Source organism: Rubellimicrobium mesophilum DSM 19309, from assembly GCF_000600335.2.
Taxonomy (GTDB): Bacteria; Pseudomonadota; Alphaproteobacteria; order Rhodobacterales; family Rhodobacteraceae; genus Rubellimicrobium; species Rubellimicrobium mesophilum.
In genome coordinates this window covers 41,065-54,464 of the sequence record NZ_KK088563.1, presented here as the reverse complement: position 1 = coordinate 54,464, position 13,400 = coordinate 41,065, and the positions used below count along the sequence as shown (strand labels likewise).

Here is a 13,400-nt window from a genome sequence, read left to right as displayed (position 1 = left end):
GAGGCCACCCGGCGGGGTAGGGGAAGCTGCGCCTTTCCTTCAGACCTCCTGTGAAGGCAGCCGCCGCACCGTCCAAGGCTCCACCGGCCAGCCCTCCCGGCTGCTGGCGATGGCCGCGAAGCAGAGCGCGAGGCTGTCGAGGTTCTCCCTCGCGCCATTCGAGGGCTCCCGCTCCTCCTCCACGGCGCAAAGGAGCTCGCCCATCGCGCCCGCGAAGCCGTCGTTGAACCATTGCCCCTCCAGCCGGGGCCGCGCCACGCCCTCGGCGGTCCAGAGCTCCACCTGCTGCTCGCCGAGGTTCGGCCCGCGCGAGGTCAGGCTCCCCTTGGTGCCGGCCACGTAGGTGCTGTCCTGCGGCCCGAAGGGCGTCGCCGCGTCGAAGACGAGGCTCGCCTGCGCGTCCCCGAAGTCGAGGAGCGCCGAGGCCATCATCGGCGGGGCGATCCCCGCCGAGGGTACGTCCACGACGAGCGCCTGCACCGTCGTCGCCGGCCGGCGCAGCAGCGAGGCCACGAAGTCGAACCAGTGGATCGCGAAGTCGTAGAGGACGATGTCGCGCACCGTCTCGAACGGCGTCCCCCTGATCCAGCGGTGGTCCCAGTGGACGGCGACATGGGCGGCCATGACCTCGCCCAGATGGCCCCGCTCCACCGCCGCCCGCATCCAGGCCATGTGCGGCGACCATCGGCCGTTCTGGTTCACGGCCAACCTCACGCCCCGCTCCTCCGCCAAGCGGCAGAGGTCGAGCCCGAGGTCTAGGTCCGTCACGAAGGGCTTCTGCGACAGGACGTGCTTGGAGGCGAGCAGCGCCTGCTCGATCAGCGGCGCGCGTTCCTCCGGGTGCGGCGTGAGGTCGATCACGTCGATGTCGTCGCGGGCGAGGAGCGCCGCATAGTCGGTCGTCGCCATCGCCTGCGGGAAGAACTCGTCCCGCCGCCCCTCGGCCTTCCCGATGTCGCGCGAGCAGATCGCCGCCACGTCCCAGCCCATCGCCCGGTAGGCGTCGAGATGCGCGAAGGAGATGCCGCCCGCGCCGACCAGCGCGATCCGGTGGGCCTTCTTGGGCCGGGGCGGCCGGTAGGGCAGGGCGGGGGCCTCGACCTCCCGCGCGGCGGCCGACCTCAGGGCATAGTCATCCCGGTCGGCCATGTCACCCGACCAGCGGCAGGGTGCGCTTCTCGCGCGCCGAGGCGAAGGCGGTGTCCACGATCCGCTGCCCCGTCCGCGACACGGCGGGGTCGAGCGGCCCCGTGATGCGCTCGCCTGTCTCGATGCAGTGGAGGAGGTACTGGATCGGCCCCTGGCGCGGCACCGTCATGGGATGCGCATGGACCTGAAAGGCCTCCGGCCGCGCTCGCGTCTGCACGGTGACGTGGTCGTCGTAGTCCCAGGACGAGATCGACCCCTCGCTCCCCACGACGACGAAGCCGCAGCGCGGCTGGGGCTGGAACGTCCAGGGGTCGGTGAGCGTCCCCCATCGCGTCTCCATCCGCGACAGCCCCCGCTCGTAGCGCAGCACCGTGACGGAATGCTCGTCCACCTCCAGCCCCGGCGCGGCCCAGGTCGTGCTGGTGACCTCCAGCGGCGCTTCGCCGTCCATGAACCAGGTCCCGAGCGTCGCCCCGTAGCCGAGGTAGTCGAGGAGCGAGCCACCGCCCGACGCCGCCTTGTACCACCAGGAGCCGGGCTTCCGCCGCTCCACCTCCTCGCGGCTGACCTCGACCTTGTCGGCAAGGTGGTAGAGCGGCCCTCGGTTGCCGTCGTGGAAGTGGACCTCCAGCAGTTGCCCGATGGTCCCGTCGTCGATCAGCCGCTTGGTCTGGTTGTGGGTGCGATACCACGCGAGCGGCCAGTTGATCGCCAGCGGGCAGCCGTTCGCCCCGGCGGCGGCGATCATGCGGTCGGCCTCCGCGAGGCTCGCCGCGAAGGGCTTCTCGACCATGATCGTCGCGCCGGGCGCGAGCGGCGCGACCTGCTCCACATAGGCCGCGTGCTCGGCCGTAGCGGGGCAGAGGATCACGAGGTCCGGGCGCGTCGCCTGCAGACAGGTGGCGACGTCCGTGAAGACCCGCTCGGGCGGGAGCGCGAAGTTGGCGACGGCATCCCGCATCCGCGTTGGGTCGGCGTCGCAGATGCCCGCGATCTCCGCCCCTGGATGGTCGTGCGCCTGCCGCAGCAGGTCGCCCATGTGCATGTGGTCGAAGTTGATGCCGACGACGCGCCGCATTCTCAGTCCCGCCCCAGGAAGCCCGCCCGGAAGGGCACGCGCCGGACCGCGCCGCCCTCGCCCCGGACCTCGACCGTGCCGTCCCGCTCCGCGACCTCGGCCACGGGCTCTCCGGTGGGCCACGCGATGGCCCCGATGACGTGCCGCACCTCGGCGAGGCCATCCGGCACCAGCGTCAGCGCCCCCGGCCCGGACAGGTCCGCCTCGGTGGACAGCCCCAGCATCTTGTCGGCCGCGCCCTCCTCGACACCCAGGCAGCCGAAGTGCCGGCTCGACCACGGCGCGTAGTCGCGCCCCCCGTTCGAGTGCCAGAGCATCGTCATCGGCAGCACCCGCGCGTCGCGGAGCGAAAGGTAGAGGTCCTCCTCCTCGGGCCGCGCCACGGCGGTCCAGCCGAGCCGGTGGCCCTTGGCCTCGATCCCCACGACGAAGTCCTCGTGGCGCGGGTTCCACGGATAGCGGGTCAGGTCCGAGCTGCCCTCGACGCTCGGGAAGGCGCGGGGATCCTCGCTGCGCGCGGGGTAACGGAGCGCCGAGCGCCCCCGCGCCGGATCGCTCTCCTGCGGGGTCCCGGGCGTCTCCCAGGCCGACTTGGCCGAGGTCCGGATGATCCCGCCGGTCTTCAGCGACAGGTTGGCATGGTTCGCGACCGGCACCCGGCCTTGGCCCCCCACCAAGGCGTGGCGCTGGTAGACGAAGGGATGCCCGTCCTCGACGGACAGCTCCTTCACGACCGTCGCCCCGAGGACGGGCCGCTCCAGCACGGCGCGAAGCGTGCCGCCGTCCTGCCGGACGACCTGCCAGCGCGCCCCGGCGGTCCAGCCATGGAGCGGCGACCCCTCGGCGCTGCCTCCAAAGGGCGCGCAGAACCAGTCGCCGCCGAGCTTGGCCATCATCGGACCGGCACCCTCCGGCATCGGCTCCCCAGTGCCGACCCAGGGCGCGCGGTGCAGCGGGGCGATCTCGCGCCCGCCCTCCGTGACGGTGAAGCCGTCGAGAAGCCCAGGCATGGGATCGAAGCCGAAGCGGATGCCCTCGGCTTGGACGGTGAGGACGTCGCTGTTCATGCGGCCAGGTGCTCTCCGGTGATGACGTCCTCGACCTCCTGGATCGAGGAGGTCTTGGGCGAAAGGTCGTCCGCGACGATGGTCCCGCGCCGCATGACCACCATGCGATCAACGACCTGGAAGACGTGGTGGATGTTGTGCGCGATGAACACGCAGGAATGCCCCGTGTCCCGCGCGTTCCGCACGAAGCGCAGCACCCCCTGCGTCTCGGCCACGCCGAGGTTGTTCGTGGGCTCGTCGAGGATGATGAGGTCGCTATCGAAGTACATCGCGCGGGCAATGGCCACGGCCTGCCTCTCCCCGCCCGCACAGCGAGCTGATCGGCGTCGTCGGCGGGATGTTCTTGGAGATGCCGACGCGCTTCAGCAGGTCCGCCGCGACCTGGTTCATCTGCTCGGTGTCGAGCCGGTCGAGGAAGCCCGGCCCCTTCCGAAGCTCTCGCCCCAGGAACAGGTTCCGCGCGATGGAGAGCTGCGGCACCAGCGCCGAGTCCTGGTAGATCGTCTCGATCCCGTTCGCGATGGCGTCGAGCGTCGAGCGCATCCTCACGGGGCGCCCCTTGATGACGATCTCCCCGGACGTGTAGGGCACCGCGCCCGACAGGACCTTGATGAGGGTGGACTTCCCGGCGCCGTTGTCGCCCAGGAGGCCCACGATCTCGCCCCGCTTGATCGACAGGTTCACGCCGCGGAGCGCGTGGACGCGGCCGTAGAACTTCTCGATGTTCCGCATCTCCACGAGGGTCTCGGCCATCGTCACACCCCGGTGTTGTGCCGGCGCTCGAGCCCGGCGTGGAGGGCCATCATCCCCAGGATGATCGCGCCGATGAAGATGTTGTAGGCGAGGCCCGGCACCCCGATCAGCACGATGCCGTTCCGCATGAGGCGCAGGATCAGCACGCCCAGGATGGTGCCCACGATGGTCCCGCGCCCGCCGGTCAGCACCGTGCCGCCGATCACCACCATGGCGATGACTTCCAGCTCGTAGCCGGTGCCGGAGTTGGGATTCGCCGCCGAGACGCGGATCGAGGAGATGATCCCCGCGAAGGCCGCCATCGCCGCCGAGACCATGAACAGCACCACCTTGACCCGGCTGATGTTCACCCCCGCTGCGTCGCGCGCCGGTCGGTCCGCCGTGGCCTGGATCCAGTTGCCGAATCGGGTCTTGGTCAGCGCGTAGTGGAACACGACCGCGAGCAGGATGAACCAGATCAGACTCATGTAGATGCGCAGGCCGCCGATGTAGAAGTCGCCCACGAGGACCGAGGCGAGCCACTGGTCCCCCGCCTCCCAGGTCCACTGCGGGAAGCCGTCGGTGAGCCACAGCGCCGTGCCCCGCACGACCAGCAGCATCCCCAGGGTCACGAGGAAGCTCGGGATGTTGAGCCGGGTCACGAAGAGGCCGTTCGCGAGCCCGATCACCAGCGCGACCCCCAGCGCCGCGAGGAAGGCGAGCGGCAGCGGCATCGTCCCGGTGTTGAACAGCGTCCACATCACCACCGGCGCGAAGCCGAAGACCGAGCCGACCGACAGGTCGAACTCCCCCGAGGTCATCAGCAGCGTCATGGCGAGCGCGATCAGCCCCAGCTCCACCGTGAAGGTGAGAGCGTTGCCGATGTTGGTGAGCGACAGGAAGGTCGGGTTGATGGCCGTGAAGGTCACCAGCATCAGGACCAGCAGCACCAGCGGCCCGAACTCCGGCTTGGCGATGAAGGCCCGCACGAGGCCGGGCGAGTTGGCCCCCGGCGCGAGGGCGGTGGTGCGGTCGGACATGGGTCTCCCCCGGGCCGGAGGTGGAAAGGGAGCCGCCCGCGTGCAGGGACGCGGGCGGCGGAAGGGATCAGTTCCCCGCCGACATGATGTCGGAATAGACCTGCGCCGTGTCCTTCTCGTAGAGGGCGCCGGTGATGATGTCGAAGCCGATCGGGACGCCCGAGGACTCCATCAGCAGCGCCGACAGGCAGAAGTAGGAGGTGGCCTGCGGGTCCTGCCACATGGCGGCGTTGACGTAGCCGTCCATGACCTCCTGCGTGGTGTCGAGGCTGTTGCCCCAGCCCACGACGGGAATCGAGCCGGGCGCGATGCCGGCCTGGTCGAACACCCGCTTGATCGAGCCCGTGACCATGTCGCCCAAGCCGATGATCGCCTTCACCTTGCCCTGGTTGGCGGTCATGTAGTCGGTCATCCGCGTGATGACCTCGGCCTGGTCGAGCGTGGAGTCCGTCACCTCCCAGGTGATGTTCATCGGCTCGAAGACCGAGGCGATGCCCTTCTCCTCCTCGACCCCGTAGGAGGCGCCGGGGACCTCGACTGGCATCCAGACGAAGTCGCCTTCCTTCACGAGTTGGTGGTCCACCAGATATTGCGCCCACTGGCGACCGACCTCGTGCAGGTCGCCTCCGACATAGGCGTTCCAGTCCGGCGCATCGTCCGAGGTGTTGAAGTTGACGATGGGGATGCCCGCGTCGCGCGCTTCCTTGACCACGTCCACCATGGAGCCGGGATCGGGGCTCGTGGAGCAGATGCCGTCGGCGCCCGCCGCGATGGCCGCGCGCACGGCTTCCTGCTGCGAGGGCACGTCGTTCGAGTGGAACGAGGTGTTCACCGTCTGCCCGGTGTCGGTCGCCCACTGCTCGGCGCCCGCCAGGAAGTAGGTCCAGACCGGGTCCGCGGGCGACCCGTGCGAGATCCAGTAGAAGGTCTTGGGCCCGCTCGCGTCCTGCGCCGCAGCCAGCCCCGCGCTCAGGGCGAGCGCGGCGACGCTGGCCCCCAGGAACGTCCGTCTCAGCATGGTTCTCCTCCTCCGTTGGTGGCCGGGATGCGTGTCATCCCGTGCTCTCGTTGGACGTCGTTTCCGCCGGGACCCCCGATCCCGGCGAGGGCGCGCGCCCCGTCGCCTTCACGCCTGGCGCCCGCCGATCCGCGGTGCGCCGCATCCTCCCGGGACCGATCCTCCCGCCCAGGGCGCCCCGTGGCAAGTCCGTCGATTCCGCGAACTGTCCTTGCGCCTGAGGATTTCTGGAACGGCCGTTCCAGCCTGTCAACGACGAGCTTGGGCCCCTCGGATCGGCCGGGCCCGCCGCGCGGCCACCTCGACCGCCAGCGCGAGCGCCACGACCACCGTCGCGGCCAGCGTCCGGTAGCCCGCCTCGGCCTTTTCGACGACGACGAGGCTTGCCTCGCTGAGAGGGACGAGCGGGCTCAGGGGACTGTCCGTGACGGCCACGAGCTGCGCGCCCCTCTCGCGCGACAGCGCCGCGAGCTCCGGCGTGATCGAGTTGTAGGGGCTGAAGCTGATCGCGAGGACCCCGTCCCCGGGACCCAGGCAGCCCACCTGGTCGAAGGCGCCCGAGCCGATGTTGTCCACCAGTGCGTTCCGGACGCCGTGCTGCGACAGCGTGAAGGACAGGTAGGCCGTGACCGGAAAGGCCCGCTTGCTTCCGATCAGCGTGATCGACGACGATCCCGCCAACGCCTCCGCCACCCTGTCGAACGCCTGCGCGTCCAGGGTCTCGGGCAGCTTGGCGAGCGAGGCCTGCGCCGCGCCGACGAGGCCGCCGAGCCTCTCGGGGATTCCGGCCTCGCCCCCCCGCCGCGCACCCGCGAAGCCACCGCGGAGATGCGCCTTGAAGAGGTCCTGCAGCTCCGACCAGCCCGAGAAGCCGAAGACCTGCGCGAAGCGCACCAGCGCCGAGGGCTGCACGCCCGCCGCCGCCGCGACCTCGCTGATCGAGGCCAGCGCCACCTCGTCGGGATGCTGGCTGATGTGGACCGCGACCTCCTGCGACCGACGGGACAGCTTGGCCGTGCCCGCCGTGAGGACCGCGAGGAGCTCCTCGTAGGTCTCGGGCCTGGTGTAGCCCAGCGCCGGGTCCGCTCGCCGTTCCTCCCTGGTCCGCACCATGGCTCCTCCCTCGCGGGGAGGATAGCGGCGCGCGTCCCGGCGGGCCAGGGGCGGCGCGGTCCTTGTGGCGGCCCGCCGACGCCGATGCGGAGCGCGCGACGGAAACCGCGCGGCCCTCCGTTGAACGGGTGACTTCCACCGGCGCCGACCGCGCCTCCGACCGACTCCAGGACATCGAATGCCGCGACTACTGCAACGCTACGCCACGCCCGCGATCACCGGGCTCTTCCTCGTCTCGCTGATCTCGGGCATCGCCCTCTTCGTCGGCGTGGGCCAGGGCCTGTTCCACGAGATGCACGAGATCCTGAGCGTCGCCTTGGTCGTGCCCTTCGCGCTGCACGTCTGGAAGAACTGGCGCTCGCTGACCAACTACCTCGGCCGCGCGCCGATGACCGTGGCGCTGGCGCTCTCGGCCGCCGTGGCGGTCGCCTTCGCCTTCGCGGGCGCCTCCGAGGGCCAGGCTGGCGGCCCGCCGCAGTTCGCCTTCGCCTCCGAGGTCCTCACCCATACGGTCGCCGAGGTCGCCCCCGTCGTGGACGCCACGCCCGACGAGCTCGTGGCCCGGCTGACCGAGGCGGGCTTCGCCGTCACCGGCCCGGAGCAGACCCTGTCCGACATCGCGGCCGCCTCGGGCGAGGACCAGTTCGCGCTCGTCGCCGCGCTGATGCCCGCCGCTGGCTGAAACATCCCAGGAGGACGCCTTCCCATGACCCGCATCACCGGCACCTACGAGACCCCGAACGCCAGCCGCTATCTCCAGCAGCTCTGCAAGCACTTCGGCCACAAGGTCGAGGCCAGCTTCGACGAGACCTCGGGCACCATTGCCTTCCCGGCGGCCACGGCGACGCTGGCGGCCACGTCCTCCGCCCTTTCCGTTGCGCTCGACGTCCAGGACCCCGGACAGGTCGCCCGGATGCGGGAGGTGATCGACTCCCACCTCAAGCGCTTCGCGTTCCGCGAGGAGTTCGAGGGCATGGCTTGGCAGGACGCCTGAGGCGCTGCATCGGAATGGGAGAACGGCCGGGTGGGATCGCCCTCCCGCCCGGCCCCGCTCGCTCCAAAGGTCCGGCGGTCGCCCCTCCGGGCGCCGCATCACTGCCGTTCCATCGGCTGGTAGGGCGTGAAGAAGCCCGCCCCCGCCCAGTCGGGCGCCGTGAAGGCGACGGTCGCGTCGCCCTTCGTCCAGTCGGCTGCATCGTTCGGGTCGCCATGGCCGCTGAAGGCTGGCAGCGCCGGATAGGGATAGACGGGCCGCGAGCGGGCAAGGTCCGTCGAGGGCGCCTCGGCGGCCGGGTAGCCAGGGAGGGGGGCCGTCGCCGCGTCGTCCGCGCCGGGAGGTCCGCCCTTGCCCGGGCCGAACTGGCCGAACTCGTTGCCCTCGCCGCCCTGAGGCTGGCGCGCGACGATCCCGTCCGGCGCCTGCCCGCCCTCCACCCAGGCCATCATCGGCGTGAGCAGGTCGACCTCGTAGGGGCCCTCGCCCTGCGAGCAGTGATACATCCCGGGGAACAGGTAGAGCCGCGCGAAGCCCTCCGCCGCCGCGTCTCCCATCTGGGCCCGCACCGCCTCGTAGTAGGCGATCGTGTTGAGCGGCGAGATGTCGGTGTCCGACCAGCCGTGGTAGAGGATCAGCTTGCCGCCCGAGCCCTGGAAGCCCGACAGGTCCGGGTTCGTCGCGTCGTAGAGCGGGTGCAGGGCCGCAAGCTGTTCGATCCGCGCTTCATCGAAGGCCACGTCCGCGAGCGTGAGCCCCTCGGGCGGGTTCTCGGGCAGCGACACGCCGGTGATCGCCTCGACGGCGTGGTCCTCGCTCTGGGTCGTGTCGGTGGCCGCCTCCGGCACGAACACCGTCCAGCGCAGCTCGGACCCCCATTGCGGCCCGCCGATGGTCAGGCGCTTGCCAGTGGCCGGGTCCGACGGTCCGTCGTGGAGCTTGCGGACCACCTCCACCTCGGCGGGCGTCAGGCAGGCGGACGTGTCGCTGGCGCCCGCCTCGCACTGGAGGGTCCCCGGGTCGAAGTCGCAGGCCAGCGGGTTCGCGATCAGCCCGTCCTCCACCCCGTCGAGCCCATCGCACTGCGCGAGCACCGCCCGGTGCAGGATCGGCAGCCGGTCGGCGAGCAGGATCGCCCGACCCTCCGCGTCCTTGTTCGCGACAGCCTGCCACGCGTGGTAGACGCTGTTCTGCACCTGGAAGTTCGCGGCCGGCGCCCCGGCGATGATCCCGTCGAAGTCGTCCGGATACCGCTGCGCCTCGATCAGCGCCTCGCGCCCGCCATCCGAGCAGCCGGTGAAGTAGGAGAACTGCGGCCCCTGCCCATAGAACGCCGCGATCAGCGCCTTGGCCGCGAGCGCCGTCAGGTGGTTCGCCCGATGCGCGAAGTCAGCCCGCTTCTGCGGATCGTTCCCCCAGGTCGCGTCACTGCCTTGGTGGCCCATGTCGGTCGCGGCGACGGCGAAGCCGCCCGCCTGCAGCACCTGGCACCCCGAGGCCGCGCCCACCTGATCGACGGAGAGCCGACCGCACAGCCCGCCGCAGCCAAGTTGCAGGTAGCGCTGCGTCCAAGTCTCGGTGGGCAGCACCACGGCGAAGGTGATCGAGGGCGCCAGCGTCCCCTGCACCGAGCAGGCCGCGATCCCCGCGTCATTCGTCACCTCCTCGGCCCGCTGCACCGCGCTCCCCTCGCCGCCGATGTCGGTGAGGTCCGTCTTGAGGAGGTCGGCGCAGGACCCGGCGGGCCGCACCACGGGCAGGTCGGCCACGCCCGGCGCGGGGGCGGCGTCCTGCGCGGCCGCGCGCAGCGGCGCGAGAGCCAGCAGCAGCACGGCGAGGGCGCGGAGGCCCCCCGCCCTCCCGGCCTCGCCGCCGGGTGAAATGGTAAAGGGCACGGCGAGGGCCTCCTCTGTATGGCATCCACCGCAACAGGCGCCGGCGGGAGTCGTTCCGCCCGCGCACGGCGGTCCGGCCTTCCACGACCGACGCGCGCCGTTCCGTCGCCGGGCGGTCCTTGTGGCCCCGCGCGCGAGCCTCTAGCGTCCCGGCCCGAGAGGGCAGGGAGCGACGGCCGCGACCGACAGGGCGCCGGACTCCCCTCCCCATGGCGCAACGGAGGAAGCCCCCTGTGAGACCCCTGGATCTGTCCGGCAAGACGGCCCTCGTGACGGGCGGCAACCGTGGCATCGGCCTCGCCCTCGTGCGCGAGCTTTCCCGCGCCGGGGCGCGCGTCACCTTCACCGCCCGCAACCAGGCCAACGCCGACGCCGCGCTGAAGGAGCTGGACGGGACCGTCGAGGCCCGCGTCTGCGACGTGACCGACCGCGCCGGCATGGCCGCGCTCCTCGAGCCCGGCGTGGACATCCTCGTCAACAACGCCGGCGTCATCGGCCCCATCGGGCATATCGCCGAGGTGGACCCCGCCGAGTGGGCCCGCAACATCGAGACCAATCTCACCGCCGCCTTCGCCGCCACGCAGTCCGCGCTGCGCGGCATGGTCGCCCGGGGCGGCGGCACCATCGTCAACCTCTCCTCCGGCGCCGCGCGCAACGCCATGGAGGGTTGGTCGGCCTACTGCTCCGGCAAGGCCGGTCTCGCCATGCTGACCCAGTGCGTCGCCAAGGAATACGGGGACCGGGGCATCCGCGCCTTCGGCTTCGCGCCGGGCGTCGTGGACACCGACATGCAGGGCGCCATCCGCGCCTCGGGCATCAACCCGGTGAGCCAGATCCCCCGTGGCAACCTCGCGCCCCCGGAGGAGCCCGCCTGGGCCATCGCCTGGCTCTGCACCGCGGAGGCCGACGTCTTCGCCGGCCAGGAGGTCGACGTCCGCCACGAGCCCTTCCGCCGCGCGGCGGGCCTGGAGATCCGCGCATGACCGTCCGCTCCGTCGAGGCGATCCCCGTCGCCTACCCCGAGCCCAACGACCACTCGCGCCTGCGCTCCGTCTGCCTCGTGAAGATCACGACGGAGGACGGCGTCGTGGGCTGGGGCGAGTGCTGCGCCTACTTCCCCGAGGCCTCGCGCGCCGCCAAGGCGCTGGTCGACGGCATGGCCGAGATCGTGGTGGGCCAGGACGAAGTCCAGACCGAGACGATCTGGCGCCTGCTCAAGGACCATAGCTGGTGGTATGGCACCGGCGCGGGCGTCGCCTCCCTCGCCATCTCCGGTATCGACATCGCCCTCTGGGACCTCAAGGGCAAGGTGCTGGGCCGCTCCGTCCTCGACCTTCTCGGCGGGCCGGCGCACGAGAGGATGCCCGCCGTGGCCTCGATCCATGCGACGCAGGCGAGCATCCCCGCCATGGCGGATGAGATCGTGGGCTACCTCTCCGATGGCCTCCAGGGCGTCAAGGTTGGCTTCGGCAAGAAGGGCGACGCGCATCTGGGCTTCGACCACGACCGCGACGTGGAATACGTCCGCACCGTGCGCGAGGCCATCGGGGACAAGCGCCTGATGATCGATCTCGGCGTCAAGAACCACTGGGACATCGCCACCGCCCTGAGCCGCGCTCGCGCCTTCGAGGACTACCGCATCCACTGGCTCGAGGAGCCCCTCGGCCACGACGACCCCGAAGGCTACAAGGCCCTGCGCGCCGGCACCTCCGTCCGCATCGGCTACGGCGAGAGGGAGTGGAACCACCGGGGCGTCCAGCAGATCGTGGAGACGGGGACCGTCGACGTCATCGGCATCGACCCCGGCCGGATCGAGGGCATCACCGGCTTCCGCAAGGCCGCCGAGGTTTGCGCCACCTACCGCCGCCAGGCCAACGCCCACAACTTCTCGACCGCCATCGTCTCGGCCGCCTCGCAGGCGCTCAGCTTCGCCTCCCCCGCCTGCCGCGAGCTGGAGCTCCAGCCCGTCTACGGCCCCGCGCAGAAGGACCTCGTGGACCGGCCCGTCTGGCACACGGACGGCTGGGTGAACAAACCCGAGGGGCCGGGCCTCGGCATCCAGATCAACGAGGACCTCGTGGCCAGCGCGAGGCTCGACAGATGACGCACCTCACCTGGGGCCTTCAGGGCAAGACCGTCATCGTCACCGGTGGCGCGGGCGCCATCGGCCGCGCCGTCTGCGAGGGCTTCGCCGAGGCGGGCGCAAGAGTCGCCGTCGTGGACCTGAGCCAGGAGGCCTGCGACCGCACCGCCGCCGACCTGGGCGAGGGCCATGCCGGCTTCGCCGCGAACCTCCGCGAGGTCTCCAGGCTCCCCGACCTCGTCGCCCGCATCGAGTCCACGCTCGGCCTCCCCACCGTCCTCGTCAACGTCGCGGGGATCATCCTGCGCAACCCCGACCTCCTCGCCGTGACCGAGGCCGAGTGGGACGCGCAGCACGACGTGAACCTCAAGGCGCTGTTCTTCCTCTGCCAGGCCTTCGCCGCGCGCCTCGTCGCCACCGGCACGCCAGGGAGCATCGTCAACTACTCCTCGCAGGGCTGGATGTCGGGCGGCTTCGGCGGCTCGGTGGTCTACAACGCGACCAAGGGCGCGGTGACGACGATGACGCGCGGCATGGCGCGGTCCTGGGCCGCCAGGGGCATCCGCGTGAACGGCGTGGCCCCCGGCCTCGTGGAGACGCCGATGCTGGTCAACGCCGACACCACGCCCGAGCAGGTCGCCGCTCTGGAAGCCTCGATCCCCTTGGGCCGCCTCGGCCAGCCCGCCGACCATGTGGGCGCGACGGTGTTCCTCGCCTCGGACATGGCGGCCTACATGACCGGCGCCATGGTCAACGTCTCGGGCGGGTTCCTGATGTACTAGGGCAGGAGGTCGAGGATCTCCGCCCCGGCCCGCCCTCACTCGACCGTCAGGATCGCGAGCGTCACCGGCAGTCGAAACCGACGCGGCCCCGCGCTCCCCGGGTTGAGGAACAGCGTCCCGTCGCGACGCTCGACCCCGGCCCGGTGCGAGTGCCCCGAGATCACCACGTCCGCGCGGACCTCAGGCGCGAGGTCCCGCAGCGCATGGACGAGATGAACCGACAGCCCGCCAAGCTGCACCGTCGCGATCTCAGGAAAGCCCTCCGCCCACTCGCCCCGGTCCACGTTCCCCCGGATCGCCGTGACAGGCGCGAGCGCCGCCAGCGCCTCGACGATCCCCGGCGCGCCGATGTCGCCCGCATGGAGGATGCGGTCGGACCCCCGCAGCCGCTCCACCGCCTCGGGCCGGAGCAGCCCGTGCGTGTCCGAGATCACCCCGATCCGCAGCAT

General features: G+C 71.3%; 15 protein-coding genes. 5 read left to right on the top strand and 10 right to left on the bottom strand.

Annotated elements, in window-relative coordinates; all coding sequences use genetic code 11:
- Positions 1–39: 39 nt before the first annotated feature.
- From RUMESO_RS08670 to RUMESO_RS08640, 8 genes are all read right to left on the bottom strand, one after another.
- Complete coding sequence (locus tag RUMESO_RS08670) at positions 40–1,149, bottom strand: Gfo/Idh/MocA family protein (protein ID WP_037279683.1); 1,110 nt, start codon at positions 1,147–1,149, stop codon at positions 40–42.
- Between the two features lies 1 nt (position 1,150).
- Positions 1,151–2,227, bottom strand: coding sequence for a Gfo/Idh/MocA family protein (locus RUMESO_RS08665; RefSeq protein WP_037279680.1), 1,077 nt, complete (start codon positions 2,225–2,227; stop codon positions 1,151–1,153).
- Positions 2,228–2,229: 2 nt separating this feature from the next.
- Positions 2,230–3,294 carry a hypothetical protein gene (locus tag RUMESO_RS08660; RefSeq protein ID WP_037279678.1) on the bottom strand — a complete coding sequence of 355 codons (1,065 nt, stop codon included), beginning with the start codon at positions 3,292–3,294 and terminating at the stop codon, positions 2,230–2,232.
- Positions 3,291–3,581: a P-loop NTPase family protein gene (locus RUMESO_RS27775; RefSeq protein ID WP_281177548.1), complete on the bottom strand. Its 291-nt coding sequence runs from the start codon at positions 3,579–3,581 to the stop codon at positions 3,291–3,293. The genes RUMESO_RS08660 and RUMESO_RS27775 overlap by 4 nt, the downstream gene beginning before the upstream one ends.
- On the bottom strand, positions 3,550–4,047 hold the full coding sequence (locus tag RUMESO_RS27770; RefSeq protein ID WP_211262823.1) for an ATP-binding cassette domain-containing protein: 498 nt from the start codon (positions 4,045–4,047) through the stop codon (positions 3,550–3,552). The genes RUMESO_RS27775 and RUMESO_RS27770 overlap by 32 nt, the downstream gene beginning before the upstream one ends.
- Positions 4,048–4,049: 2 nt before the next feature.
- Positions 4,050–5,066: an ABC transporter permease gene (locus RUMESO_RS08650; RefSeq protein WP_051521146.1), complete on the bottom strand. Its 1,017-nt coding sequence runs from the start codon at positions 5,064–5,066 to the stop codon at positions 4,050–4,052.
- Between the two features lie 67 nt (positions 5,067–5,133).
- A complete protein-coding gene (locus tag RUMESO_RS08645; protein ID WP_037279675.1) occupies positions 5,134–6,084 on the bottom strand; it encodes a substrate-binding domain-containing protein in 951 nt (316 codons plus the stop codon).
- Positions 6,085–6,333: 249 nt separating this feature from the next.
- Entirely contained in the window at positions 6,334–7,197 is an 864-nt protein-coding gene (locus RUMESO_RS08640; RefSeq protein ID WP_051521145.1) for a MurR/RpiR family transcriptional regulator, read from the bottom strand.
- 178 nt (positions 7,198–7,375) lie between these two features.
- Between RUMESO_RS08640 and RUMESO_RS08635 the strand changes: the two genes are divergently transcribed.
- Positions 7,376–7,879 carry a DUF4405 domain-containing protein gene (locus RUMESO_RS08635; protein ID WP_037279673.1) on the top strand — a complete coding sequence of 168 codons (504 nt, stop codon included), beginning with the start codon at positions 7,376–7,378 and terminating at the stop codon, positions 7,877–7,879.
- 24 nt (positions 7,880–7,903) lie between these two features.
- Positions 7,904–8,191 carry a DUF2218 domain-containing protein gene (locus tag RUMESO_RS08630; protein ID WP_037279671.1) on the top strand — a complete coding sequence of 96 codons (288 nt, stop codon included), beginning with the start codon at positions 7,904–7,906 and terminating at the stop codon, positions 8,189–8,191.
- A 98-nt stretch (positions 8,192–8,289) separates the two neighbouring features.
- Here RUMESO_RS08630 and RUMESO_RS08625 read toward each other — a convergent pair whose 3' ends face one another.
- Positions 8,290–10,086 (bottom strand): tannase/feruloyl esterase family alpha/beta hydrolase, encoded by a 1,797-nt coding sequence (locus RUMESO_RS08625; RefSeq protein ID WP_211262822.1) that lies wholly within the window; start codon positions 10,084–10,086, stop codon positions 8,290–8,292.
- A 233-nt stretch (positions 10,087–10,319) separates the two neighbouring features.
- Between RUMESO_RS08625 and RUMESO_RS08620 the strand changes: the two genes are divergently transcribed.
- From RUMESO_RS08620 to RUMESO_RS08610, 3 genes are read left to right on the top strand one after another with little or no spacing between them, the layout of a single operon-like run.
- Complete coding sequence (locus RUMESO_RS08620; protein WP_051521144.1) at positions 10,320–11,069, top strand: SDR family NAD(P)-dependent oxidoreductase; 750 nt, start codon at positions 10,320–10,322, stop codon at positions 11,067–11,069.
- Positions 11,066–12,190 carry a mandelate racemase/muconate lactonizing enzyme family protein gene (locus RUMESO_RS08615; protein ID WP_037279670.1) on the top strand — a complete coding sequence of 375 codons (1,125 nt, stop codon included), beginning with the start codon at positions 11,066–11,068 and terminating at the stop codon, positions 12,188–12,190. Before RUMESO_RS08620 ends, RUMESO_RS08615 begins: the two co-directional genes overlap by 4 nt.
- On the top strand, positions 12,187–12,951 hold the full coding sequence (locus RUMESO_RS08610; RefSeq protein WP_037279669.1) for an SDR family NAD(P)-dependent oxidoreductase: 765 nt from the start codon (positions 12,187–12,189) through the stop codon (positions 12,949–12,951). The genes RUMESO_RS08615 and RUMESO_RS08610 overlap by 4 nt, the downstream gene beginning before the upstream one ends.
- 35 nt (positions 12,952–12,986) lie before the next feature.
- Here RUMESO_RS08610 and RUMESO_RS08605 read toward each other — a convergent pair whose 3' ends face one another.
- Entirely contained in the window at positions 12,987–13,400 is a 414-nt protein-coding gene (locus RUMESO_RS08605) for a metallophosphoesterase family protein (protein ID WP_037279711.1), read from the bottom strand.

What these genes read in the sequence shown, in the direction of transcription:
- RUMESO_RS08660 (WP_037279678.1), bottom strand. Translation starts at nt 3,294, where the DNA reads ATGAACAGCGACGTCCTCACCGTCCAAGCCGAGGGCATCCGCTTCGGC.
- RUMESO_RS08635 (WP_037279673.1), top strand. Translation starts at nt 7,376, where the DNA reads ATGCCGCGACTACTGCAACGCTACGCCACGCCCGCGATCACCGGGCTC.
- RUMESO_RS08665 (WP_037279680.1), bottom strand. Translation starts at nt 2,227, where the DNA reads ATGCGGCGCGTCGTCGGCATCAACTTCGACCACATGCACATGGGCGAC.
- RUMESO_RS27770 (WP_211262823.1), bottom strand. Translation starts at nt 4,047, where the DNA reads ATGGCCGAGACCCTCGTGGAGATGCGGAACATCGAGAAGTTCTACGGC.
- RUMESO_RS08615 (WP_037279670.1), top strand. Translation starts at nt 11,066, where the DNA reads ATGACCGTCCGCTCCGTCGAGGCGATCCCCGTCGCCTACCCCGAGCCC.
- RUMESO_RS08650 (WP_051521146.1), bottom strand. Translation starts at nt 5,066, where the DNA reads ATGTCCGACCGCACCACCGCCCTCGCGCCGGGGGCCAACTCGCCCGGC.
- RUMESO_RS08610 (WP_037279669.1), top strand. Translation starts at nt 12,187, where the DNA reads ATGACGCACCTCACCTGGGGCCTTCAGGGCAAGACCGTCATCGTCACC.
- RUMESO_RS08605 (WP_037279711.1), bottom strand. Translation starts at nt 13,400, where the DNA reads ATGCTGCGGATCGGGGTGATCTCGGACACGCACGGGCTGCTCCGGCCC.
- RUMESO_RS08630 (WP_037279671.1), top strand. Translation starts at nt 7,904, where the DNA reads ATGACCCGCATCACCGGCACCTACGAGACCCCGAACGCCAGCCGCTAT.
- RUMESO_RS08670 (WP_037279683.1), bottom strand. Translation starts at nt 1,149, where the DNA reads ATGGCCGACCGGGATGACTATGCCCTGAGGTCGGCCGCCGCGCGGGAG.
- RUMESO_RS08640 (WP_051521145.1), bottom strand. Translation starts at nt 7,197, where the DNA reads ATGGTGCGGACCAGGGAGGAACGGCGAGCGGACCCGGCGCTGGGCTAC.
- RUMESO_RS08645 (WP_037279675.1), bottom strand. Translation starts at nt 6,084, where the DNA reads ATGCTGAGACGGACGTTCCTGGGGGCCAGCGTCGCCGCGCTCGCCCTG.